21 protein-coding genes are annotated in these 21,787 nt (G+C 40.0%); 18 read left to right on the plus strand and 3 right to left on the minus strand.

Annotated elements, in window-relative coordinates:
- Positions 1 to 396: 396 nt before the first annotated feature.
- A complete protein-coding gene (locus ICW23_RS04390) occupies positions 397 to 1,788 on the plus strand; it encodes an MFS transporter (RefSeq protein WP_095240678.1) in 1,392 nt (463 codons plus the stop codon).
- A 41-nt stretch (positions 1,789 to 1,829) separates the two neighbouring features.
- A complete protein-coding gene (gene xynB, locus ICW23_RS04395) occupies positions 1,830 to 3,431 on the plus strand; it encodes a xylan 1,4-beta-xylosidase (RefSeq protein WP_188154076.1) in 1,602 nt (533 codons plus the stop codon).
- A gap of 112 nt (positions 3,432 to 3,543) precedes the next feature.
- Here the strand turns inward: xynB and xylR are convergent, their stop codons facing one another.
- Positions 3,544 to 4,698 (minus strand): transcriptional repressor XylR, encoded by a 1,155-nt coding sequence (gene xylR, locus ICW23_RS04400; protein WP_016936010.1) that lies wholly within the window; start codon positions 4,696 to 4,698, stop codon positions 3,544 to 3,546.
- Positions 4,699 to 4,939: 241 nt separating this feature from the next.
- Here xylR and xylA point away from each other — a divergent pair, with 241 nt between their 5' ends.
- The 3 genes from xylA (at position 4,940) to ppsA (ending at position 10,869) form a co-directional block, all read left to right on the plus strand.
- Positions 4,940 to 6,277 (plus strand): xylose isomerase, encoded by a 1,338-nt coding sequence (gene xylA / locus ICW23_RS04405; RefSeq protein WP_047474837.1) that lies wholly within the window; start codon positions 4,940 to 4,942, stop codon positions 6,275 to 6,277.
- Between the two features lie 115 nt (positions 6,278 to 6,392).
- Positions 6,393 to 7,895 (plus strand): xylulokinase, encoded by a 1,503-nt coding sequence (gene xylB, locus ICW23_RS04410; protein ID WP_188154077.1) that lies wholly within the window; start codon positions 6,393 to 6,395, stop codon positions 7,893 to 7,895.
- 376 nt (positions 7,896 to 8,271) lie between these two features.
- Complete coding sequence (ppsA, locus tag ICW23_RS04415; protein WP_188154078.1) at positions 8,272 to 10,869, plus strand: phosphoenolpyruvate synthase; 2,598 nt, start codon at positions 8,272 to 8,274, stop codon at positions 10,867 to 10,869.
- Positions 10,870 to 11,100: 231 nt separating this feature from the next.
- Here the strand turns inward: ppsA and ICW23_RS04420 are convergent, their stop codons facing one another.
- On the minus strand, positions 11,101 to 11,196 hold the full coding sequence (locus ICW23_RS04420) for a YjcZ family sporulation protein (protein ID WP_016936006.1): 96 nt from the start codon (positions 11,194 to 11,196) through the stop codon (positions 11,101 to 11,103).
- Positions 11,197 to 11,670: 474 nt separating this feature from the next.
- Here ICW23_RS04420 and ICW23_RS04425 point away from each other — a divergent pair, with 474 nt between their 5' ends.
- The 3 genes from ICW23_RS04425 (at position 11,671) to ICW23_RS04435 (ending at position 13,685) form a co-directional block, all read left to right on the plus strand.
- Complete coding sequence (locus ICW23_RS04425) at positions 11,671 to 11,856, plus strand: C2H2-type zinc finger protein (RefSeq protein WP_045926671.1); 186 nt, start codon at positions 11,671 to 11,673, stop codon at positions 11,854 to 11,856.
- A 352-nt stretch (positions 11,857 to 12,208) separates the two neighbouring features.
- Positions 12,209 to 13,120 carry a helix-turn-helix transcriptional regulator gene (locus ICW23_RS04430; protein ID WP_188154079.1) on the plus strand — a complete coding sequence of 304 codons (912 nt, stop codon included), beginning with the start codon at positions 12,209 to 12,211 and terminating at the stop codon, positions 13,118 to 13,120.
- 64 nt (positions 13,121 to 13,184) lie between these two features.
- Positions 13,185 to 13,685 (plus strand): DinB family protein, encoded by a 501-nt coding sequence (locus ICW23_RS04435; RefSeq protein ID WP_188154080.1) that lies wholly within the window; start codon positions 13,185 to 13,187, stop codon positions 13,683 to 13,685.
- Positions 13,686 to 13,802: 117 nt separating this feature from the next.
- Here ICW23_RS04435 and adhP read toward each other — a convergent pair whose 3' ends face one another.
- Positions 13,803 to 14,819 carry an alcohol dehydrogenase AdhP gene (gene adhP / locus ICW23_RS04440; protein WP_188154081.1) on the minus strand — a complete coding sequence of 339 codons (1,017 nt, stop codon included), beginning with the start codon at positions 14,817 to 14,819 and terminating at the stop codon, positions 13,803 to 13,805.
- Between the two features lie 251 nt (positions 14,820 to 15,070).
- Between adhP and ICW23_RS04445 the strand changes: the two genes are divergently transcribed.
- The 10 genes from ICW23_RS04445 (at position 15,071) to ICW23_RS04490 (ending at position 21,672) form a co-directional block, all read left to right on the plus strand.
- Positions 15,071 to 15,718, plus strand: coding sequence for an LbetaH domain-containing protein (locus ICW23_RS04445; RefSeq protein WP_395940998.1), 648 nt, complete (start codon positions 15,071 to 15,073; stop codon positions 15,716 to 15,718).
- 243 nt (positions 15,719 to 15,961) lie between these two features.
- Positions 15,962 to 16,075, plus strand: coding sequence for a hypothetical protein (locus tag ICW23_RS04450; RefSeq protein ID WP_064778960.1), 114 nt, complete (start codon positions 15,962 to 15,964; stop codon positions 16,073 to 16,075).
- A 52-nt stretch (positions 16,076 to 16,127) separates the two neighbouring features.
- Positions 16,128 to 16,418: a YozQ family protein gene (locus tag ICW23_RS04455; protein WP_064778961.1), complete on the plus strand. Its 291-nt coding sequence runs from the start codon at positions 16,128 to 16,130 to the stop codon at positions 16,416 to 16,418.
- A gap of 271 nt (positions 16,419 to 16,689) precedes the next feature.
- On the plus strand, positions 16,690 to 17,109 hold the full coding sequence (locus ICW23_RS04460) for a UPF0715 family protein (RefSeq protein ID WP_188154082.1): 420 nt from the start codon (positions 16,690 to 16,692) through the stop codon (positions 17,107 to 17,109).
- Between the two features lie 48 nt (positions 17,110 to 17,157).
- Positions 17,158 to 17,919 (plus strand): GNAT family N-acetyltransferase, encoded by a 762-nt coding sequence (locus tag ICW23_RS04465; protein WP_045926665.1) that lies wholly within the window; start codon positions 17,158 to 17,160, stop codon positions 17,917 to 17,919.
- Positions 17,920 to 18,091: 172 nt separating this feature from the next.
- Positions 18,092 to 18,634 (plus strand): GNAT family N-acetyltransferase, encoded by a 543-nt coding sequence (locus ICW23_RS04470; protein ID WP_188154083.1) that lies wholly within the window; start codon positions 18,092 to 18,094, stop codon positions 18,632 to 18,634.
- Between the two features lie 194 nt (positions 18,635 to 18,828).
- Entirely contained in the window at positions 18,829 to 19,188 is a 360-nt protein-coding gene (locus ICW23_RS04475) for a hypothetical protein (protein ID WP_188154205.1), read from the plus strand.
- A gap of 24 nt (positions 19,189 to 19,212) precedes the next feature.
- Positions 19,213 to 19,437: a DUF4944 domain-containing protein gene (locus ICW23_RS04480; protein ID WP_316936457.1), complete on the plus strand. Its 225-nt coding sequence runs from the start codon at positions 19,213 to 19,215 to the stop codon at positions 19,435 to 19,437.
- A 344-nt stretch (positions 19,438 to 19,781) separates the two neighbouring features.
- Positions 19,782 to 20,429 carry a DUF3885 domain-containing protein gene (locus ICW23_RS04485; protein ID WP_188154084.1) on the plus strand — a complete coding sequence of 216 codons (648 nt, stop codon included), beginning with the start codon at positions 19,782 to 19,784 and terminating at the stop codon, positions 20,427 to 20,429.
- A 169-nt stretch (positions 20,430 to 20,598) separates the two neighbouring features.
- Positions 20,599 to 21,672 (plus strand): LLM class flavin-dependent oxidoreductase, encoded by a 1,074-nt coding sequence (locus ICW23_RS04490; protein WP_016935993.1) that lies wholly within the window; start codon positions 20,599 to 20,601, stop codon positions 21,670 to 21,672.
- Positions 21,673 to 21,787 lie beyond the last annotated feature (115 nt).

Consider the following 21,787-nt stretch of genomic DNA (forward strand, 5'->3'; position numbering starts at 1 on the left):
ACACTATGGTATGTCCTTGGTCGGTTTTAAATTTTCTGAAAAAGGAGTTGAAAAAGCAGATCAGATTTTATAAGATTAAATCAAGTTAGTTTGTTTACTCAACAAACTAAGGAATCCGATTAAATTGCCCATTTAAATGCATGATGGAAGGGGGATAAGAGGCTCGAAAGAAGAATTTAAAAAACGAAAGCACGGGGCTGTTATCCTTTCCGGGCATATAAGATGAAATTGCAGCCATCTGATCACTATTTATCTGAGGAAAACGCTCTGTGAAAGTCATCGGCTATCAGTTTATGAAAGCGCTTTTATAAAGTGCGCACTGCCCAATAAATTTGAAGACATGTTATATCCTTTCATACTGGTTCCTTATGAAAGGATCGAAAAGGGGAGGAAATCATGCTCAGTGAAAATGTAAAGAAGATCAGCATGGCTGAAAAAGTTGGATATGCGTCTGGGGATTTTGCATGTAATTTAATTTATGCAACGGTGTCTACTTATCTTTTGTTCTTCTATACAGATGTATTTGGTTTATCGGCAGCCGCCGCCGGTACGATGTTTTTAGTGGTCAGAATCATCGACGCCCTCGCTGATCCTTTTATTGGAACTATAGTAGACAGAACAAATAGCAGGTTTGGGCGCTTCAGACCGTATCTTTTATTCGGAGCTTTTCCATTTGTCATACTGGCCATCCTCTGTTTTACAACCCCCGATTTTTCAGATATGGGGAAATTAATATATGCCTATATAACATATGTCGGCTTGTCGCTTACATACACAGCGATAAACGTTCCGTATGGCGCGTTAACTTCTGCCATGACCAGAAATAATCAAGAAGTTGTTAGTATAACATCTGTCCGTATGTTATTTGCGAATCTTGGGGGACTTGTCGTTGCATTTTTTGTTCCTTTACTGGCTGCTTATTTAAGCGATACTTCAGGCAGCGAATCTCTTGGCTGGCAGCTAACCATGGCCATTATGGGATTCATAGGCGGGTGTCTTTTAATCTTTTGTTTTAAAAGCACAAAAGAGCGTGTCACTCTTCAAAAATCTGAAGAAAAAATTAAATTTTCGGATATATTCGAGCAATTTCGTGTTAATCGGCCGCTTGTGGTATTAAGTATTTTCTTTATTATTATTTTTGGAGTGAATTCAATAAGTAATTCGGTCGGCATCTATTACGTAACGTATAACTTAGGAAGAGAGGATTTAGTGAAGTGGTACGGTTTGTTAGGAAGTTTGCCCGCTCTGGTCATTTTACCTTTTATTCCAAAGCTTCATCAATTATTGGGGAAGAAGAAATTACTAAACTACGCATTATTACTGAATATGATCGGCCTTCTAGCTTTATTGTTTGTTCCGTCAAGTAATGTATTCCTTATCCTTTCCTTTCGATTACTGGCTGCTGCCGGAAGTCTCACTGCCGGGGGATATATGTGGGCGCTTATTCCTGAAACAATAGAATATGGAGAGTACAGAACCGGGAAAAGAATGGGCGGGCTCATATACGCTATTATCGGATTTTTCTTTAAATTCGGCATGGCCTTGGGAGGGGTTATACCTGGGCTGGTTTTAGATAAGTTTGGATATGTGGCAAATCAGGTGCAAACGGCGGAGGCATTGACGGGAATTTTAATTACAACCACCATTATTCCCGTGTTCTTACTGGTTTTAGCCATGATTGATATTAATTTCTATAACTTAGATGAGAAAAAATATAAAAACATGGTTCGAGAATTAGAGAATAGAGACAAGGTTTATTTGGATCATATTGATGATTTCAAAGCTTAAAATATGATGAGTCAACAGAAAATAGCTGAGGAGGCGTTCCGATGAAGATTATCAATCCGGTACTTAAAGGATTTAATCCCGATCCGAGTATTTGCAGGGTCGGAGAGGATTATTATATCGCCGTATCTACATTTGAGTGGTTTCCGGGAGTCCAGATACACCACTCAAAAGATTTAGTGAATTGGCACTTAGTTGCACATCCATTACAGAGAGTTTCTCAATTAGATATGAAAGGAAACCCTAATTCAGGAGGGGTCTGGGCGCCATGTTTAAGTTACAGCGACGGAAAGTTTTGGCTGATCTATACGGATGTTAAGGTAGTAGATGGCGCCTGGAAAGATTGCCACAATTATTTAGTGACTTGTGACACGATTGATGGTGATTGGGGGGAGCCGATCACATTAAATAGCTCGGGATTTGATGCTTCTTTATTCCATGATACGGATGGAAAAAAATATTTATTAAATATGTTATGGGATCAGCGTATTGATCGGCACTCTTTCGGAGGAATTGTCATGCAGGAATATTCTGATGAGGAGCAAAAATTAATTGGAAAACCGAAAGTAATATTTAAAGGAACTGAAAGAAAGCTGACGGAAGCGCCGCACCTTTATCATATCGGGAACTATTATTATTTATTAACTGCAGAAGGAGGAACGCGGTTCGAACATGCTGCTACAATTGCCCGTTCTGCAAATATTGAGGGGCTATATGAAGTTCATCCTGATAATCCTATCTTAACGTCATGGCATGATCCCGAAAATCCGCTGCAAAAATGCGGGCATGCATCCATCGTTCAAACACATACAGGTGAGTGGTACTTAGCTCATTTAACGGGACGTCCTATTCATCCGGACGATGATTCAATTTTTCAGCAGCGAGGTTATTGTCCTTTGGGCAGAGAAACAGCTATTCAAAAACTCTATTGGAAAGATGAATGGCCTTATGTAGATGGCGGAAAAGAGGGAAGTTTGGAGGTGGAAGCGCCTTCTATTCCTGAAACCATATTTGAAGCAACGTACCCGGAAGTTGATGAATTCGAGAACTCAACATTAAATATCAATTTTCAAACGTTAAGGATTCCGTTCAGGAAAGAATTAGGCTCATTGACTCAAGTGCCAAATCATTTGCGGTTATACGGCCATGAATCATTAACCTCGGCATTTACTCAGGCATTTGTAGCCAGACGCTGGCAAAGTGTCCATTTTGAAGCGGAAACAGCTGTAGCGTTTTTCCCGGAGAATTTTCAACAAGCCGCTGGATTGGTGAACTATTACAATACAGAGAACTGGACGGCTCTTCAAGTCACGCATGATGAAGAACTCGGCCGTATTCTTGAATTAACAATATGTGATAACTTTTCTTTTTCACAGCCATTAAACAATAAAATTGTGATCCCCGGTGAAGTAAAGTATGTCTATTTAAAAGTGAATATCGAAAAGGAAAAATATTATTATTTCTATTCGTTTAACAAAGAAGACTGGCATAAAATTGACATTACATTAGAATCGAAAAAATTATCAGATGATTACATCCGCGGAGGAGGATTCTTTACAGGAGCTTTTGTAGGGATGCAGTGCCAAGATACCAGCGGTCACCACATTCCGGCTGACTTCAGATATTTTCGTTATAAAGAAAAATAATGCGCACAAGAAAAAGGAGCTTCTATTTTAGAACTCCTTTTTCATATCATGTCCTATGTGAAAAATTCCTTCAGAAATACTCCTGTTCAGCATGAAAAAAACAGCGTAAAACTTAATGATTAACCATATCAAGAAAATGATCAATTACAATAGAGGACATTCCCAATGCCGATGCATTTTTTCCTAAAACAGATGGTAATAATTCATAACTATTGCCTAATTGGGAATAAACCCGGGACGACACTTCGCTTCTAATTGAATTTAAAACCATAGGATGCGATTCAATGATGCTGTTTCTTAAAATGATGGCTTGCGGATTGAATGTATTCAAAATATTGGTCAGGCCTATCCCTAAATAGAAGCCGAAATTCTGTAAGGCACGTAAAGTTCCAACATCATTCAGATGGGCGAGGTCTATGATATCTTGATTGGATACTTTTTTTTCTTTCGTCTGAAGAGATTTTAATAAAGCCTTCTCTGAAGCATACAATTCCCAGCAGCCCCGGTTTCCGCAGCTGCATTTCGGACCATTAAAGTCTATTGTCATATGTCCCATTTCTCCAGAGAATCCGCCAACCCCTCTATATAAATCATTATTGATTATAACGCCGATCCCTATCCCTGTACCGATACTTGCATAAATCATGTTATCGTGATTTTTTGCAGCGCCAAATACTTTTTCTCCATATGCGCCGGCATTTGCCTCATTTTCAATAAAAACAGGCACATTGAACTTCTCTTGGATGATAGGTTTTAAGTCAATATTTCTCCAGTTGGAGTTCGGAGTGAAAACAATTTTTTGATTTTTATCAATTAATCCGGGAACGCATATGCCTATACCGATAAGCCCGTACGGAGATTGCGGCATATTCGCAATAAAGTGATGAATCATCTCAATTAAAATATCTTTCGTTATTTCAGGAGAGCTGCATTCCAAATGATGGTGTTGATCAAGGACGATCGTCCCTTCAAGGTCTGTTAAAATGCCGTTAATATAATCGACCCCGACATCTATTCCTACGGAGTATCCTGCTTTTTTATTAAAAACAAGCATGACAGGTCGTCTGCCGCCGCTTGATTGTCCCTGACCGATTTCAAATACAAGGTTTTCTTTCATTAATGTGTTTACCTGTGATGAAACAGTAGATTTATTTAATCCGGTCATTTCAGATAATTTTGCTCTTGAAATAGGTGAGTTTTTAAGGATTTCTTTTAATAATAACTTTTGGTTTACTTTTTTGACAAAGGCTTGATCAGCGATATCCACTTCATCCACTCCATTTGTATAATCTTTAAATTAAGTTGAGTTTTCTGTGTTATCATGCGAAGCGTCACACATAGCGAATCCAACCTTATTATATCTAATGTATTCGTGAAAAACTAAAAAAAATATTGAAAATACTGATGAGGTTATATAAGATGAAAATATGTTAGTTTGTTTAAGCAACAAACTAACATGTGAATATGACATAAAATGCGCTTGAATTTATTTTTAAGGGGGAAATGTCATGGCTCAGTCTCATTCCGGTACAGCCGGCTATTTTGAAAGCGTAAACAAAGTGATTTATGAAGGGAAAGATTCCACGAATCCTTTAGCATTTAAATATTATAATCCTCAAGAAGTAATCGGCGGAAAGACAATGAAAGAGCATCTGCGGTTTTCTATTGCTTATTGGCATACATTTACCGCTGACGGTACAGACATGTTTGGAGCGGCTACGATGCAAAGACCGTGGGATCGTTATAAAGGCATGGATCTGGCGAGAGCGAGGGTAGAAGCAGCATTTGAGATGTTTGAAAAACTGGATGCGCCATTTTTTGCTTTCCATGACCGGGATATCGCACCTGAAGGAAGTACGTTAAAAGAGACAAATCAAAATTTAGATATTATCGTGAGCATGATGAAAGAGTACATGAGAACGAGCGGCGTGAAGCTATTATGGAATACTGCAAACATGTTTACGAACCCCCGCTTCGTCCATGGTGCCGCGACTTCTTGCAATGCAGATGTGTTTGCGTATGCCGCAGCACAAGTAAAAAAAGGGCTGGAAACAGCAAAAGAGCTTGGCGCCGAAAACTATGTATTTTGGGGCGGACGTGAAGGATACGAAACATTGTTAAATACGGATTTAAAATTTGAGCTTGATAATCTGGCCAGATTCATGCATATGGCAGTGGATTATGCGAAGGAAATCGGGTATACAGGGCAATTTTTGATTGAACCAAAACCAAAAGAGCCGACCACTCATCAATATGATACAGATGCAGCAACAACCATTGCCTTTTTGAAGCAATATGGCTTAGACAGTCATTTTAAATTAAATCTCGAAGCCAATCATGCCACATTAGCCGGGCATACATTCGAACATGAATTACGAATGGCGAGAGTGCATGGCCTTCTTGGATCTGTTGATGCGAACCAAGGTGATCCGCTGTTAGGCTGGGACACAGATGAATTTCCGACAGATTTATATTCTGCGACATTAGCCATGTACGAAATCCTGCAAAATGGCGGCCTTGGAAGCGGCGGATTAAACTTTGACGCAAAGGTCAGAAGATCTTCTTTTGAGCCTGATGATTTACTTTATGCCCATGTTGCTGGGATGGATGCATTTGCAAGGGGATTGAAAGTCGCTCACAAATTAATCGAAGACCGTGTGTTTGAAGATGTGATTCAGCATCGTTACCGCAGCTTTACCGAAGGGATCGGTCTTGAAATTGCAGAAGGAAGAGCTGATTTTAAGACACTTGAGCAATATGCGCTAAACAATCAGCCAATTAAAAACGAATCAGGGAGACAGGAGCGGTTAAAAGCGATATTGAACCAATACATTTTAGAGGTATAACAAAGAAGCTTGATCCGCTAAAAAGTTTTAGCAGGGAAAGCCGAGCTGCCCCGGAACTTCCCGTTCTGGCGGGAAGTTTCAATGGGGACCTATTGAGAGGGAAAGGAGTGAAAAAATGAAGTATGTCATTGGGATAGATCTTGGAACGAGCGCCGTTAAAACCATTTTAGTCAATCAAAACGGCAAGGTTTGTGCAGAAACGTCCAAAAGATATCCGCTTATTCAAGAGAAGGCGGGGTATAGTGAGCAAAATCCCGAAGACTGGGTGCAGCAAACAATTGATGCCTTGGCTGAATTGGTTTATGAATCCGGTGTTCAAGCCGAAGATATAGACGGGATAAGCTATTCAGGACAAATGCATGGGTTAGTCCTGCTTGACCAAGATGGGCAGGTGCTGCGTCATGCGATTCTTTGGAATGATACCCGAACGACGCCTCAATGTATGAGGATGACCGAGACATTTGGCGATCATCTGCTTGATATCACAAAAAACCGTGTACTAGAAGGATTTACATTACCTAAAATGTTATGGGTGAAGGAACATGAGCCTGAACTTTTTAAAAAAACTGCTGTTTTTTTGCTTCCGAAAGACTATGTGAGATTCCGTATGACCGGTGCCATTCACACTGAATACTCCGATGCGGCGGGAACGTTACTTTTAGATATTATCCGCAAGGAGTGGAGCGATGATATTTGCAATCAATTTGGTATTTCTGCAGATATTTGTCCTCCGCTTGTTGAATCCCATGATTGCGTAGGATCGCTGCTTCCGAACGTCGCGGCGGAGACAGGGCTGATGGAAAAAACAAAAGTGTACGCCGGGGGAGCAGATAATGCTTGCGGTGCAATTGGAGCCGGTATCCTTTCATCCGGAAAAACATTATGCAGTATTGGGACGTCAGGGGTCATACTTTCCTGTGAAGAAGACAAAGAAAGGGACTTTAAAGGGAAAGTGCACTTTTTTAATCATGGAAAAAAGGATTCTTTTTATACGATGGGAGTCACACTCGCTGCTGGATACAGCTTAGACTGGTTTAAAAGAACGTTTGCGCCAAACGAATCGTTTGAGCAATTATTGGATGGGGTGGAAGCTATTCCGATAGGAGCAAATGGACTGCTGTATACTCCTTATTTGGTTGGTGAAAGAACGCCGCATGCTGATTCATCTATTCGGGGAAGCTTGATCGGAATGGATGCGGCCCATAAAAGAGAGCATGTTATGAGGGCGGTAATGGAAGGCATCACATTCTCTTTGAATGAATCAATTGAGCTATTCCGCGAAGCGGGAAAATCAGTTGATTCTGTTGTCTCTATTGGCGGGGGAGCTAAAAATGAAACGTGGCTTCAAATGCAAGCTGATATTTTCAATACGCGGGTGATTAAGTTAGAAAACGAACAAGGTCCCGCCATGGGAGCTGCTATGTTAGCTGCCTTCGGGAGCGGGTGGTTTGAATCCCTTGAAGAATGTGCAGAGCAATTCATACGTGAGGCTGCTGTATTCTATCCGGAAGAACAAAATGTTCAAAAATATAAAATACTATTCGATTTGTATAAGAACATTTACACTCACACAAAGGATCTCAATACAGCATTGAAGAGTTTTCGGGAAAATGAATGATAAGTGCGGTTCGTCAAGAGAGTGTTTTTGCCGGGAGATCAATGAAAAAACAATTAACAGCTAAAAAGCTTTGATGGCAAAGCTGCTTATAAATAATGTCATTTGTCGGAGGAAACAGATAATCATTCGGACTCCGTGGGGATACCTTTTTGCAATGGATTCACAGCTATCATTCAACTTCAGGAGTTCCTTAGGAAATTAAAAAAGAACCCCGCCAAATTGGCCAGGTTCTTTTTATATTGCACAAAAACAGACACGGTGATATAATCAGATCACGCGTGCTTTCTGTGTGAAAATTCATAGTTATCCATCTTATATTATGATTATATCATGCTGAAAAGCTCTTGTCAATTTTTTTTTGAAGGGGAGATATAGAATGAGTTCTTTGGTTCTCGGTATTCACGAAATTGAAAAAACACAGCCTTTGCTCGTTGGAGGAAAAGGGTTGCATTTAGGGGAATTATCAAAAATTCAAGGAATACAAGTACCAGAAGGCTTTTGTGTCACAACAGCAGGATATCAAAAAGCCATTGAACAAAACGAGACGTTACAAGCGCTGTTGGATCAACTGACCATGCTGAAAGTGGAGAATCGGGATCAAATCGGTAAAATCAGCAGGGAAATTCGGCAAACCATTATGGAAGCAGAAATTCCTTCCGATGTAGTTAAAGCAGTTGCTTGCTATCTCTCCTGGTATGGCGAAGAACATGCCTATGCCGTGCGTTCTAGTGCGACTGCTGAAGATTTACCGCACGCCTCTTTTGCCGGTCAGCAAGACACCTATTTAAATATTACCGGTGTCGATGCAATCTTGCAGCATATCAGTAAATGTTGGGCGTCCCTATTTACTGATCGCGCGGTCATTTACCGTATGCAAAATGGATTTGATCACAGCCAAGTTTATTTATCCGTTATCATCCAAAGGATGGTTTTCCCTCAGGCTTCGGGGATCTTATTTACCGCTGATCCGGTGACCGGAAACCGAAAGCTGCTATCTATTGATGCCGGTTTTGGACTTGGTGAAGCACTGGTCTCCGGCTTAGTATCCCCCGATTGTTATAAAGTACAGGACGGGCAAATCGTCGATAAGAGAATAGAAACTAAAAAAAAGGCTGTCTATGGACGAAAAGATGGCGGAACGGAAATACAAGAGATCAATCTTGATCAGCAAAAGATTCAAACACTGACTGATGAACAAATTTTACAGCTGGCACGTATCGGGAGGCAGATCGAAGCTCATTTCGGCCAGCCGCAAGATATCGAATGGTGTTTGGACCGCGATACTTTTTATATCGTCCAGAGTCGTCCGATCACAACGTTATACCCCGTTCCTGAAGCGAACGATCAAGAAAATCACGTCTATATCTCTGTTGGTCATCAACAAATGATGACGGATCCCATAAAACCCCTTGGATTGTCTTTTTTTCTGTTGACGACTTCTGCACCCATGCGTAAAGCCGGCGGAAGGCTATTTGTTGATGTCACACATCATCTGGCATCCCCTAAAGTCAGAGAAGTTTTCTTAAAAGGCATGGGGCAGCACGATCCGCTCTTAAAAGACGCACTTATGACCATAATAGAGCGGCGTGATTTCATTAAGCCGATACCTGATAAAACGGCACCGATTCCCGGAAAAGGCAATGCAGATATGCCGGATCAAACTGAAAACGATCCGGCAATTGTTTCTGATTTGATTAAGAGCAGTGAAACATCGATAGAAGAGTTAAAACAAAACATCCAGACGAAATCAGGATCTGATTTATTTCGTTTTATTTTGGATGATATCCAGGAATTAAAGAAGATTTTATTTAACCCAAAAAGTTCGGTGTTGATTCGAACTGCAATGGATGCTTCATCATGGATTAACGAAAAAATGAACGAGTGGTTAGGTGAAAAAAACGCAGCAGACACGCTTTCTCAATCTGTACCCCATAATATTACTTCAGAAATGGGGCTTGCGCTATTAGACGTCGCCGATGTGATCCGTCCTTATCCAGAAGTAATTGCTTATTTAGAGGATGTAAAAGATGATTCCTTTTTGGATGAGCTGGTGAAGTTTGAAGGCGGACAGGAAATCCATGACGCTATCTATGCTTTCCTCAACAAGTACGGAATGCGATGTACCGGAGAAATTGATATGACAAGAACTCGATGGAGCGAAAAACTAACTGCACTTGTCCCTATGATTCTTAATAACCTCAAAAACTTTGAGCCAAATGCCAGCCGGCAGAAATTTGAGCAAGGGCGGCAGGAGGCATTGAAGAAAGAACAAGAGTTATTAGATCGATTGAAGCAATTACCGGATGGTGAACAAAAAGCCAAAGAAACCGAACGAATGATCCGCATCATCCGGAACTTCAGCGGGTTTAGGGAATATCCAAAATACGGCATGGTCAGTCGCTACTTCGTTTATAAGCAGGCTTTACTGAAAGAAGCCGAACAACTCGCAGAAGCAGGGATTATTCAAGAAAAAGAAGACATATACTTTCTTACTTTTGGAGAACTTCAAGAAGTCGTACGCACAAATATATTGGATTACCAAATCATCAGTACACGAAAAGACGAGTACAAAGTATATGAAAGACTATCTCCGCCGCGTGTTATCACGTCTGACGGCGAAATCGTTACAGGCGAGTACAAACGAGAAAATCTCCCGGCCGGAGCGATTGCAGGGCTTCCTGTTTCCTCGGGAGTCATAGAGGGGCGGGCACGTGTTATTTTAAACATGGAAGATGCCAATTTGGAAGAGGGGGATATATTAGTTACCTCCTTTACCGATCCCAGCTGGACACCATTGTTTGTATCCATAAAAGGCCTGGTCACGGAAGTTGGCGGACTGATGACCCATGGAGCGGTTATAGCGCGTGAATACGGCTTACCTGCAGTTGTTGGAGTTGAAAATGCAACCCAATTGATAAAAGATGGGCAACGAATCCGCGTACACGGAACAGAAGGCTGTATTGAAATATTATAATAGCGGGTGTGTGCAGCGGGACATCAAGTATTCCCCGCATTTGTACCAATGGTAATAACAAAGATCGAACAATAAGAAAAGCCGGAACCTCTTAAATGAGGAGTCCGGCTTTTTTTATGCGAAAATGACTTAATGTCAAAAGTGAAAACGCCATAAAAAGATCTTATGGCGTCTGTCCGAACTGTGAGATGCAATTTTCTTGGGAGACGAATATGGTTCGTCAATGTGCTATTAAAGGAAAGCAGCACCTACAATGATTAACAAAATGAAAAGCACAACGATCAAGACGAAAGTGCTTCCGCCATAATTTCCACCGTAGTATCCCATATTGCCACCTCCTCTTGTTAGGATAGTATATACTATGCCGAACGATAAATTTCGACATGGATTTTAGTCTAAAAGAGAAAAAATGAAGTTTTTGTCTAAAATGAAGGGTTGATGAATGAAATATCATTTTCGGTTCTCCTTAGGCTATGGCATGTTTAGTTGAGAGTAAGAACCTTTAGGATATGCCGTTTTCTTCACGATGGAAGCAAAGTTATCCTCGCACGAAATAAATTAGATAATGAGAAATAATCAAGAAAGAATCATTCATCATTTCCCGGGCAAGCGCAGTATACGACAAATAATAAGTATTTTCCTTTTTTCGTTTTGGAAGAGAACGCATTAAAGTGAACGAACAAGATTGGACACAGGGGAAGGTGATGCCTGTTGGGCGGGCACAGATCAACCGGAACGAAGTGAAACTTTTATAAAGCAGTAACGTATTACTTTTATAAAGATAAATAAGGGGGCTTCTGAATGGGATTAAAACATTTCTTTAATATAGAGTTAAAATGCTCCATCTGCGGGAAAACATTAAAATCTGGTGATGGGCTGACAGCTCATATTACCCTTCCAAGTGAGAAGATGATGCCTGTGGGGAGAATGGACAGAGTGTTAAGTAAATTCGCTGATAAGGTTTACTGTAAAAAGTGTAGTGAGTAGATCGTCAGTGTCATGAGGAAACTCTGGCGGGTTTCCTCATGATATATGTCGGTCAATTCAAATTGGAAAAAAGCGAAATTGTAATGACTAAAGTAGACAAAGAACCCAAGGATACCAAAGAGATCATTTTTCGTTTGCTTTGCTTTTTGGAAGGTTTGCTTAGTTCGTGGATCACTGCACCCCATAAAAGCATTGATGCTAGAATGATAAGACTCATATGTAACAGTGCTCCTTTGCTTGTTTTAAGAAATTTTACCATCTATAAGGCGGTAATGTCGATGAAATGAACAAAACAAGATCTTAATAACTATTACCGCTGATCTTAATCAATGATGAGGAAAGGAATTGAGAGTTGAAATTAGAACGTTTATTATCAATCATATTCAAGCTCTTACATAATGAAATTTTATCTGCTTCCAGTTTAGCTGATGAATTTCAAGTATCATCGCGGACAATTTATAGAGATATCGAAGCGATTTGTGCTGCTGGAATACCGATCGTTTCATATCAAGGTGCTAACGGCGGTTTCGGGATTATGAAAGGATACAAATTTGATAAAAGTTTAATCGGATCTCACGATGTATTAAATCTTATCACTGTATTAAGCAGTTTATCGAGTCTTTTTGAAGATAGGGAAGTTGAACATACGATAGATAGATTAAAATCTCTGGATACAAGCGGCAACAGGACGTTGTATGTTGAGTTGGAAAGCCTTAGAACAGAACCGAATTCCTTAAGGCATCTGCGAAAAGCTATACATGAAAAAAAGGTGGTACGCTTTGATTATGTCAGCAATAAAAATGAATTTACCTCACGTGAAGCAGAACCAATCCATCTCCATTATAAGTTCCGTAATTGGTATGTATATGGTTATTGCAGAGAACGTCAAGATGTTAGAGAATTTAAAGTATCACGTATGATGAATATAACGCTGACTCAAGAAGAGTTTATGCACAGTCACAAAGTGAAAGATGATTCATCTTATTCAGACTCCAATGCGGAAGGGTTTGAGGATGTTGTCATTTGGGTTGATCCCAATTCTCTGGCAAAAGCTTTAGATCAATTTCAGAACGCGTCTAAAGTTATGAACAGTGATGGAAGTATGACGTTTACCATTTCTGTTTATCAGCCTCTGCATGCCGGATGGCTTATATCAATTCTCTTAAGCTTTGGCAGCGGAGCTAAAATGATAAAACCGGTGCAGCTGCAATCAAAATTAATCGCTGAAGCCAAAAAAATAATGAAAGTTTATCAAGATGTATGACGATCTGCTGTCATATATCTTTTTTTATAATCATAAGCATCAACTTTAAAGGAGAAGATGTTAAATGAACCATGCAAAAAATATGTATCAGTACCATGTTTGGGCGAATAAAGCGTTATTAGAAAGAATAAAGGAATTACCAAGTAACGTTCTTTATGAAGAGGTTCGCAGTTCATATCCTACAATTGCTCAAACGTTCAGTCACATCTGCGCGGTGGATGCTATGTGGCTGCAAGTACTTAAAGGAATAGACATGCAGGAAGCAGTGGAAGGTTCTGCGGCTTATGCAGAAAGGACTCATTTATATTCTGCAGATGAATTTGCGGCGTCTTATAATGAACTGGCTTCACAGTTTGAAGAATGGATGAATAACCAAACAGATTTAGAACAAAAAATGAACTTACATAATCCTTGGTTAGGTTCCAGAGAAACTGCTTACTCAGAAATTTTATTCCATGTTGCCAATCATGGCACTTATCATCGGGGCAGCATAACAACTATGTTAAGACAGCAGGGTTACGCTTCAGCAATGAATGACCTTGTATTATATTGGTATCAGGGTTAGTTCAGTACTTGCAAAATGAATAACGGCCGTTTGGTCAGAACTAAAATGACAAAGGTGAGGGCGCTGCGCAAGAATAGAGCTCAATGGCTGCCGTATCATTCCCGGCAGCCTTAATCATTAGGAAGTAAAATCTATAACCATACGGCCGGTCACTTTCCCTTGCTCCATTTCTTCAAATATATCATTCACGTCTTCAATCGGGCGTTTTGTCACTTTAGGTACAACTTTACCGTCTGCAGCAAATTGAAAAGCTTCCCTCAGGTCTTCTCTGGTTCCTACTAATGAACCTACTACTTGAATACCATCTAACACAAGACGGGGAATATCTAATTCCATCTTGTCGACCGGTAAACCGACAGCCACTACACGCGCACCGGCTTTTACAACATCAATCGCTTGATTGAAAGGGATTTTTGAGACAGCAGTAATGACCGCGGCATCCAGACCTAAATCGCCGGTCACTTCTTTAGCCTTCTTGACGGGGTCTTCGTTTAAACTGTTTACAACCGCGTCAGCGCCTAAGCTCTTAGCAAAGTTCAGTTTTTCATCGCTAATGTCGAAAGCAATCACTTTAGCGTTAAAGACATTTTTTGCATATTGAACAGCCAAGTTGCCCAAACCGCCGACTCCAAATACACCGATCCACTGACCAGGTTTAATTTCACTGACTTTTACTGCTTTATAAGTTGTGACACCTGCGCAGGTAATGCTGCTTGCGGCTGCCGGATCTAAATGTTCAGGCACTTTCACTGCATAATCAACCGCCACGATTGCTTCTTCAGCCATTGCACCATCAACTGTATAGCCGGCATTTTTCACATCCCGGCACAAGGTTTCACGGCCTGTTAAGCAATATTCACAGCGGCCGCAGCTTTCAAACATCCACGCAATGGAGACGCGGTCTCCTTTTTTCAGGTTTGCTACGCCTTCACCAATCTCGGTTACAATGCCTATTCCCTCATGACCTAAAGTGACGCCTGTCACATCCCCGAAATCAGCATTTTTAACATGCAAGTCAGTATGACATACACCGCAGTATTCCATCTTAACTTTGGCTTCACCGTGTCGCAAAGGACGCAATTCTTTTTGTACGATCGCTATATTTTTGTCCTTCGTTGCTACTACTGCTTTCACAACATACACCCCTTTCAAATATTGGCAGAAAATTGGTACTTATCTTACAATTTAGCATAATACTCTTCTTTTGAAAACCCTTACATAACTTTGCGGACAAGTATCTCTAAAAATTTATTGAGGGCGCACGCTATAAAGATACTAGAAATTATTTGTTATCCGAATAGTGTTTAAATAGGAATTTGTCGTCTCTCTATGAACGGAATTTACATAGTATATATAATAGTACGTTTTCAAAGGAGGTCTTTTTTTTGAGTGATAGAAAGCTGACGGAAGAAAACCTTGATAATCACCAGCCCGCTAACTTTGCGCCATTTATCAGCCCTAACCCTGTTACGTCATTTAATCCGGTTCAGAGATACCCTGAAATTGATAAAACATCATTCATCAGTCCGTTTTCCAGTGTGATAGGAGACGTGAGAATAAAGGACAATGTTTATGTCGGGCCGAATGCTGCTGTTCGCGCAGATGAAGGGACGCCCTTTTATATTGGATCAAATACAAACCTTCAAGATGGGGTCATTTTACATGGTTTGTTAAAACAATTTGTTTCAGTAAAAGATAGGGCATATTCCATTTATATCGGAAACAATGTAAGTGTCGGGCATGACGCTCTCATTCATGGCCCTTGTTATCTTGGAAATCACACGTTCATCGGTTTTAAGGCAATCGTGTACAATGCAATTATAGGAAAAGGATCATTTGTTTCATACAATGCTGTTATCACAAATGGTGTACGGATTGCACCGAATCGGTTCGTTCCTCCCGGTGCCGACATAGATACACAAGAAAAAGCTAACAGACTCAGAAGAGTGACAGAAGAGGAACGTGAATTTGCACGGGAAGTGCAGCGCGTCAATCAAGAATTTCCCGCTTCTTATCAAGCGTTATTCAGTTGAAGAAAAACAGATAACTCCCCATCTCAGAGGGAGGGGAGTTTATTTTTTATGAAGTGCGGTCATTGGGTGTGATGGGCTGATTGATAAGGAGAATTTATAGGCAAAGGTTATCTTTGAAAGCCTTAATTCAAAGCGATTGTCTGAAGCTTCTTTTTAAGAAAATCCACCGAATAGCGTATGAATATAATTCCCATAGACACAATAAGAACGGTCTATATTCTATTTGAAAGGGAGTGAGAACCAGTGAGCAAAAAAGGAATCCAAAATTCAAGCATTGAACAATTAAAAAAAGACCATGAGACCGAAACCGCTTTTAAAGCAGATGATCCCAAAAAAGTTCAAACCAAAAACAAATGAAAACACTTAGTTACACCCGTCAAACAAAATTGATCAATATGGAGTGAACAACATGGCTGAACAACATGGCGCAGACAGACCGGACGATTACAAAAGATTTTCTTCTTTGGACAAGGACTTTGATTTTCAGCAGCAATCTTTAGCCGGCGATACCAAAGCAAACCAGGCAGACACGGAAACACAAACTCATCATAAAAAAACTGACACAACAAATACGGCAGGGAAATATTTTGACACATCAGATTATGAGGGAAATACGCAACTGGAAAAAGGATTGGCTGAAACACATGAACAGGTCAGCGATGACTATTTTGAAGGAACGATTGATCAAAATTTGGAATAGTCATGTAACGGAACTTTCTTGCAGAAGTCAGTTCCGTTATATTGATACTTACCGGTAAGCTGGTACGGTGACATGTGGATTAAGGGCTTTGGATTTGAATATGATGAATCGGATGAAGATTATAGTCAAGGTATCTCCTTGACCTTTTTTATGGGCAAAAAAAAGATTTCAAAAAATATAGATCTTTTAAAGTGATCAATATATACTGATTTAAATAACAGGAAGAAAATGAAAAATTAGAGAACTGAATTTTAAAAAGCGGGTGAAATAAATGGAAGGCGCAGCGCGGAGCAGCTTAAAATGTTATGCTTTCACATTGGCGTTTTCAAGCATGTCTTTTGGTCTTGTTTTTGGATTGTATATGTTTGTATACTCGGGTTTTGTGCCATTCGCATTAGTCACTGTAGTTATCATTGCTTTTTACGCTTTCGTCACTTACTTTTTATTTGCTGTTCCTGTGCAATTTTGGTTAAGAAAGAAGCCGAAAAAGTGTAGTTTGATTCATCTTTTCATTTATACAGCAGTCGCTTTTTTAGCTGTGTTCTTGTTCTGGTGCATGGGTAGTCAGTCCATTAATGTTAGAGTTTTCGAGAATTTCATTTATTACATGATGAGCATTACTGCTGCGTTAATCTATTGGTTTTGGGACTCTATATTTCTGAGAAAGCAGTTTTTTATAGAAAAATCATGAGCTTAACAATTTCGGGTTAAACGCTGATCTTGGAATGGGGAGATCATAATGGAATACATTGAATTGAAAAAGGACAATATTGATGACAATCATATTTGCTGCGCACTAGGTGCGAAACAATATGAGAAGGCCGTAACGGAAAAGAAAAGCTGGCTTAAAGATCGAATGGCTGATGGTTTGGTGTTTTATCGATTAAACGAGCGGGCAAAAGTTTTTATTGAATATTTACCTGCAGAAAAAGCGTGGGTTCCGATAAGCGCTCCTAATTTTATGTATATTAATTGTCTTTGGGTCTCGGGGAGATATAAGAACAGCGGACATGCGAAACACTTGTTAGATAAATGTGCGGAAGATGCCAAATCCCGCGGTATGGATGGAATTGTTCATATAGTTGGTAAGAAAAAACTTCCCTATTTAAGTGATAAGCATTTCTTCGAGCATATGGGATTTACTTTGCAAGATGAAGCAAAACCCTATTTTCAGTTAATGTCATTGACCTGGAATGAGCATGCAGCTCTTCCTGTATTTAAAAAACAGGTTAAAAGTTGTTCTTTTAATGATGAGGGGATCACAATATTTTATACAGCTCAATGTCCATTCGCAGTCGGAGTGTTAGAGGATTTGAAGGAACTGACTGAAAAGAAAGGGCTTCATTTTCAGGCTCATCGATTATCCTCCAAAGATAAGGCCCAAACATCACCGGCAATCTGGACAACTTTCAGCGTGTTTTATAATGGAGAATTTCTCACTCATGAAATGATGAGCGTGAATAAGTTTGAAAAGTTACTCAATAAGCTTTTAATGGCTTAACTGGTTCTTCTCCCTATTCTGGGTAATGAGGTTCATTAAAAAAACCGTCAGCATTATACATTATTGATTTGGACAAAAATGATAACATATATAGTACGAATAGATTGAGATCGTTCTTTAACAAACGGGCGAGGCCTGTTGAAGAATCATTTCAAAAATAGGAGACTAACAAATGCAAAAAATTGAAACCCCTCGCTTAGTTTTAAGAAATTTTACCGAGGAAGATTCGCACGGCCTTTTGGAATATTCGGCACATCCGAGAGTGAACTGCTTTCTTGATGACAGAATCTCTACGATAGAAGAAGCTGTCTTAAACGTTCAAAAAAGAAGCAGAGATGATTCTTATATTGCTGTTTGTTTAAAAGAGAGTAATGATCTGATCGGGGAACTATTTTATTTAAAAGAAGAGCCTGATACATATTCCGTTTGTTGGAATTTCAATGCTCGATTTGAAGGGATGGGATACGCCAGTGAAAGTGCAAAGGCTTTCTTTGAGTATCTCTTTATGCAAAAAGACGCAAGAAGGCTTTATGCATATGTTGAAGATGATAATGACAAGTCACAAAAATTATGTGAAAGATTAGGTATGCGTAAAGAAGGTTATTTTCTTGAATTTATTTCGTTTACAAAATATGAGGATGGAACACCTAAATATGAAAACACTTTCCAATACGCACTGCTAAAGAAAGAATGGTTAAAACAAAAACATAGTTAACGCAAAAAAACCTTGCCGGGGGCAGGTTTTTTTGCGTTTAAGTTAAATTCTTCAATAAAATTACCGATAATACCAATGGATTATGGAATTGAAAAAATGCTTAGTTTAGTAACGATCAAATGAGATTCAGGTTTGGAAAAGCAGTGAAAATCATTTACCGTAACGTTGTAAAATTCGAGAGAGGCGTGAATGTGATGGAAAGCCTAAATAACTCTTACAATATCACGAAAGATCCAAAGTTTTTAGCATTTTGCAGTTTAGCGACAGAAGGTGCAGGAATTAGTTCGAATCAGCAATGTTCAATTGGTTTTACTGAATTCAAAGAAGCGCTGGAGAATGGCAAAGTGGTTGAAAATCAAAATCTGCAAAGCAGTTCAGAGTTACATCACAAGTTCGATTACTGGAAGTCCAAAATCACTGGAGGACGAGCTGTAACTGAAACCGATAACCAAGTGCTGGATATCACCAAACAAGCATACAATCTTGGACTGGTTACGAAGGATAATATGCTGTTGAGAAGTCAAGCCATTAACGCGTATCAAACATCTATTTAATTTTACATCGGTGTTTCAGAATTTATTGACAGCCAGAAATATGGAGAAGATAAAGACTATCATCTTTCAGAATACACCGGAGAGAAATTAGCAGGCGGCGGAACGGGGGAAGATCATATTCAGACGTTTGAATATATGCCGGGAAATGAAGTGATCGGTCATGAAATCACTGTTGAAGCAGTATGGAAAACCGATCATGAGTCCTATAAAGAAAAATTTAAACTGAAAAGAACACATTGGTATGACTGAACTAAAAAGGGCGGTATAACCCTCTCTTTCATCCAAAACAATTAGCTTTGTCTGTTTTTCTCGATTTTCTAAATTGATCCGGATCCATAAAAGAGTCACTTGCTGCTTATGTATAAGAAAGTAATACTATGGAAATGTGTAAAATCAATGAGCAGCTTCGGAAATGGAAGGATCCGCAGTGGAGGTGAGCTTGTGAAAAAAGGATCAGGATGGATGTGACCAGCATCCACCCTGATAATGGGGTTCACAGTGTTCTATTTCATTGTATTCCAATCGGAATAATATTACAAGGGCGAAAAAGTAAAAAGTGGGTCGATCATTAACAGAAAGTGAGAATGTTTTGAATGAAAATAAAGGATTATCTGAAGGAAAGGTTTCCGGCTTTAAAATTAATGCCGAGCATTTATCATCAATGGGACGTTGGAATTCACTTTTCTCTCGGCCGTCATATATATCAACTTAATGAAAACGGTGAGCTGAATCATGAGTATTTTCAGTGTGTCCATCGTCAAATCACCGAAATTTTTAATGAGTTGTTTGAACAAAACGATGACTTATTCCTTGTTGCAAACATATATAAGCACAAAACTCAAAGTAATGACGCCAGAAAATTAAAAATTTATCAGCCGTTTCTGAAGTGCAAGGATGATTTATATCGGATTCATGTGGAGACCTGTCCGTATCCGTTCGAAGAAGATGATGCAGAAGAATACGAGATGCAGCAGTTTTCTTTATTATGTAAACGGAAGGATTTGCGTATTACCCCATTACTTAAGGCAGCTGCTCACGAAGATTTTCCTCTGAAGCCAAGATTCGGGGGTTACACCGTTGATTATCCCGATGTTTTCTTTGTGAATATTGCAAAAGACATTATTTTCTTTGTATATGATGACAGAGGGTGTGAAGTTATCGCCCTTGATGCCGGAAGAATATGTGCGCTTTATGACCAATATCACGATTGGATTGAAAGTGAACGCATGCATTCGAATTAGCTTTTTCGAGGTGTGTTCTCTTGCGCGGTTTCGCATTTGTACGTGAGGAATGTAACGGAACTTTTGGATGCTAAGATGCTGTATTTATTTGGATGAATTCCATTTTGTAAAACGGCTGAATAGAATAATGGCATAAAAGTTTTTTTACACAGTGCAGGAGGAGAGATACGTGAGGGCTGAACATCATGATGGTATGGAAATTGGAATTTATTCATTTGCAGAATTATACCCCGATCCTCTGACAGGGAAAACAGTCAGCGCAAAGCAACGGGTAGAGGAATTGATAAAGCTGGCGAAATTGGCTGACGACGCAGGGCTTGATGTATTCGGCGTAGGCGAGCATCATCGTCTTGATTATGCAGTGTCGTCGCCGCCGGTCATCTTATCAGCGATTTCACAGCTCACCGAAAACATTAAGCTTACGAGTGCCACGACTGTATTATCCACCGCAGATCCCGTCCGTTTATTTGAGGATTTTGCAACGCTTGATCTGATATCAAACGGAAGGGCGGAGATCATTGCGGGACGCGGTGCATTTTTAGACTCGTTTCCTCTTTTCGGTTATGATGTGGGTTATTATAAAGAACTGTTTGAAGAACACGTTGAGCTTTTTTTGAAATTAAATTCGGGGGAAGAATCGGTCACCTGGAAAGGACGTTACCGGCCGCCGCTGAATGACGCAGAAATTTCCCCTCAGCCTTTTCACGGAAGCATTCCGCTGTGGTTAGGTGTTTCAGGAACTCCGGAAAGTGCGGAGCGGGCCGGAAGAGCAGGCGCCGGTCTGGCATTAGCTGTATTGAGCGGTGATCCGAAATCATCTAAACCGCTTGTTGACAAATACCGAGAAGCAGCTTCTAAAGCCGGTCATCCGCCGGAACATGTGAAGGTTGCTGTAACCGGGCATACGTTCATTTCAAAAACGAATGAACAGGCAATACAAGAATTTTACCCGTATCATTCTAATTATTGGTCTCATGTTCATTCATACCACGGGATTCATGAACCTTTAACGAGGGAAGATTTTGAGCGGGCGTCCGGTAAAGAAACAGCCTTATTTGTCGGAAGCTCACAGCAGATCATTGAAAAAATCATGCACCAATACGAGCTGTTTGGCCATCAGCGGTTTCTTGCGCAAATCGATATAGGCGGTATGCCGTTTAAAAAAGCTGCGGAAAACATCGAACGATTAGCATCAGAAGTAGCACCGGTGATCCGAAGAGAAACCGGCAAATCAAGCGATTAAATGGGAGTCAGGCGGAGCGGGCCGGTTTTTGAACATCGCGGACTCGACATCAGAAACGGTCCGGCTTTTTTATGATTATAAAAAACAAAGGGAAGAGCGCGAACCTCATTGCTTT

Origin of the sequence: Bacillus sp. 1021, from assembly GCF_014534735.1 — a bacterium.
Classification (GTDB): domain Bacteria; phylum Bacillota; class Bacilli; order Bacillales; family Bacillaceae; genus Bacillus; species Bacillus siamensis.

Coding starts and splice junctions, on each gene's coding strand:
- ICW23_RS04390 (WP_095240678.1), top strand. CDS start 397: ATGCTCAGTGAAAATGTAAAGAAGATCAGCATGGCTGAAAAAGTTGGA.
- xynB (WP_188154076.1), top strand. CDS start 1,830: ATGAAGATTATCAATCCGGTACTTAAAGGATTTAATCCCGATCCGAGT.
- xylA (WP_047474837.1), top strand. CDS start 4,940: ATGGCTCAGTCTCATTCCGGTACAGCCGGCTATTTTGAAAGCGTAAAC.
- xylB (WP_188154077.1), top strand. CDS start 6,393: ATGAAGTATGTCATTGGGATAGATCTTGGAACGAGCGCCGTTAAAACC.
- ppsA (WP_188154078.1), top strand. CDS start 8,272: ATGAGTTCTTTGGTTCTCGGTATTCACGAAATTGAAAAAACACAGCCT.
- ICW23_RS04420 (WP_016936006.1), bottom strand. CDS start 11,196: ATGGGATACTACGGTGGAAATTATGGCGGAAGCACTTTCGTCTTGATC.
- ICW23_RS04425 (WP_045926671.1), top strand. CDS start 11,671: ATGGGATTAAAACATTTCTTTAATATAGAGTTAAAATGCTCCATCTGC.
- ICW23_RS04435 (WP_188154080.1), top strand. CDS start 13,185: ATGAACCATGCAAAAAATATGTATCAGTACCATGTTTGGGCGAATAAA.
- ICW23_RS04455 (WP_064778961.1), top strand. CDS start 16,128: ATGGCTGAACAACATGGCGCAGACAGACCGGACGATTACAAAAGATTT.
- ICW23_RS04460 (WP_188154082.1), top strand. CDS start 16,690: ATGGAAGGCGCAGCGCGGAGCAGCTTAAAATGTTATGCTTTCACATTG.
- ICW23_RS04465 (WP_045926665.1), top strand. CDS start 17,158: ATGGAATACATTGAATTGAAAAAGGACAATATTGATGACAATCATATT.
- ICW23_RS04470 (WP_188154083.1), top strand. CDS start 18,092: ATGCAAAAAATTGAAACCCCTCGCTTAGTTTTAAGAAATTTTACCGAG.
- ICW23_RS04475 (WP_188154205.1), top strand. CDS start 18,829: ATGGAAAGCCTAAATAACTCTTACAATATCACGAAAGATCCAAAGTTT.
- ICW23_RS04485 (WP_188154084.1), top strand. CDS start 19,782: ATGAAAATAAAGGATTATCTGAAGGAAAGGTTTCCGGCTTTAAAATTA.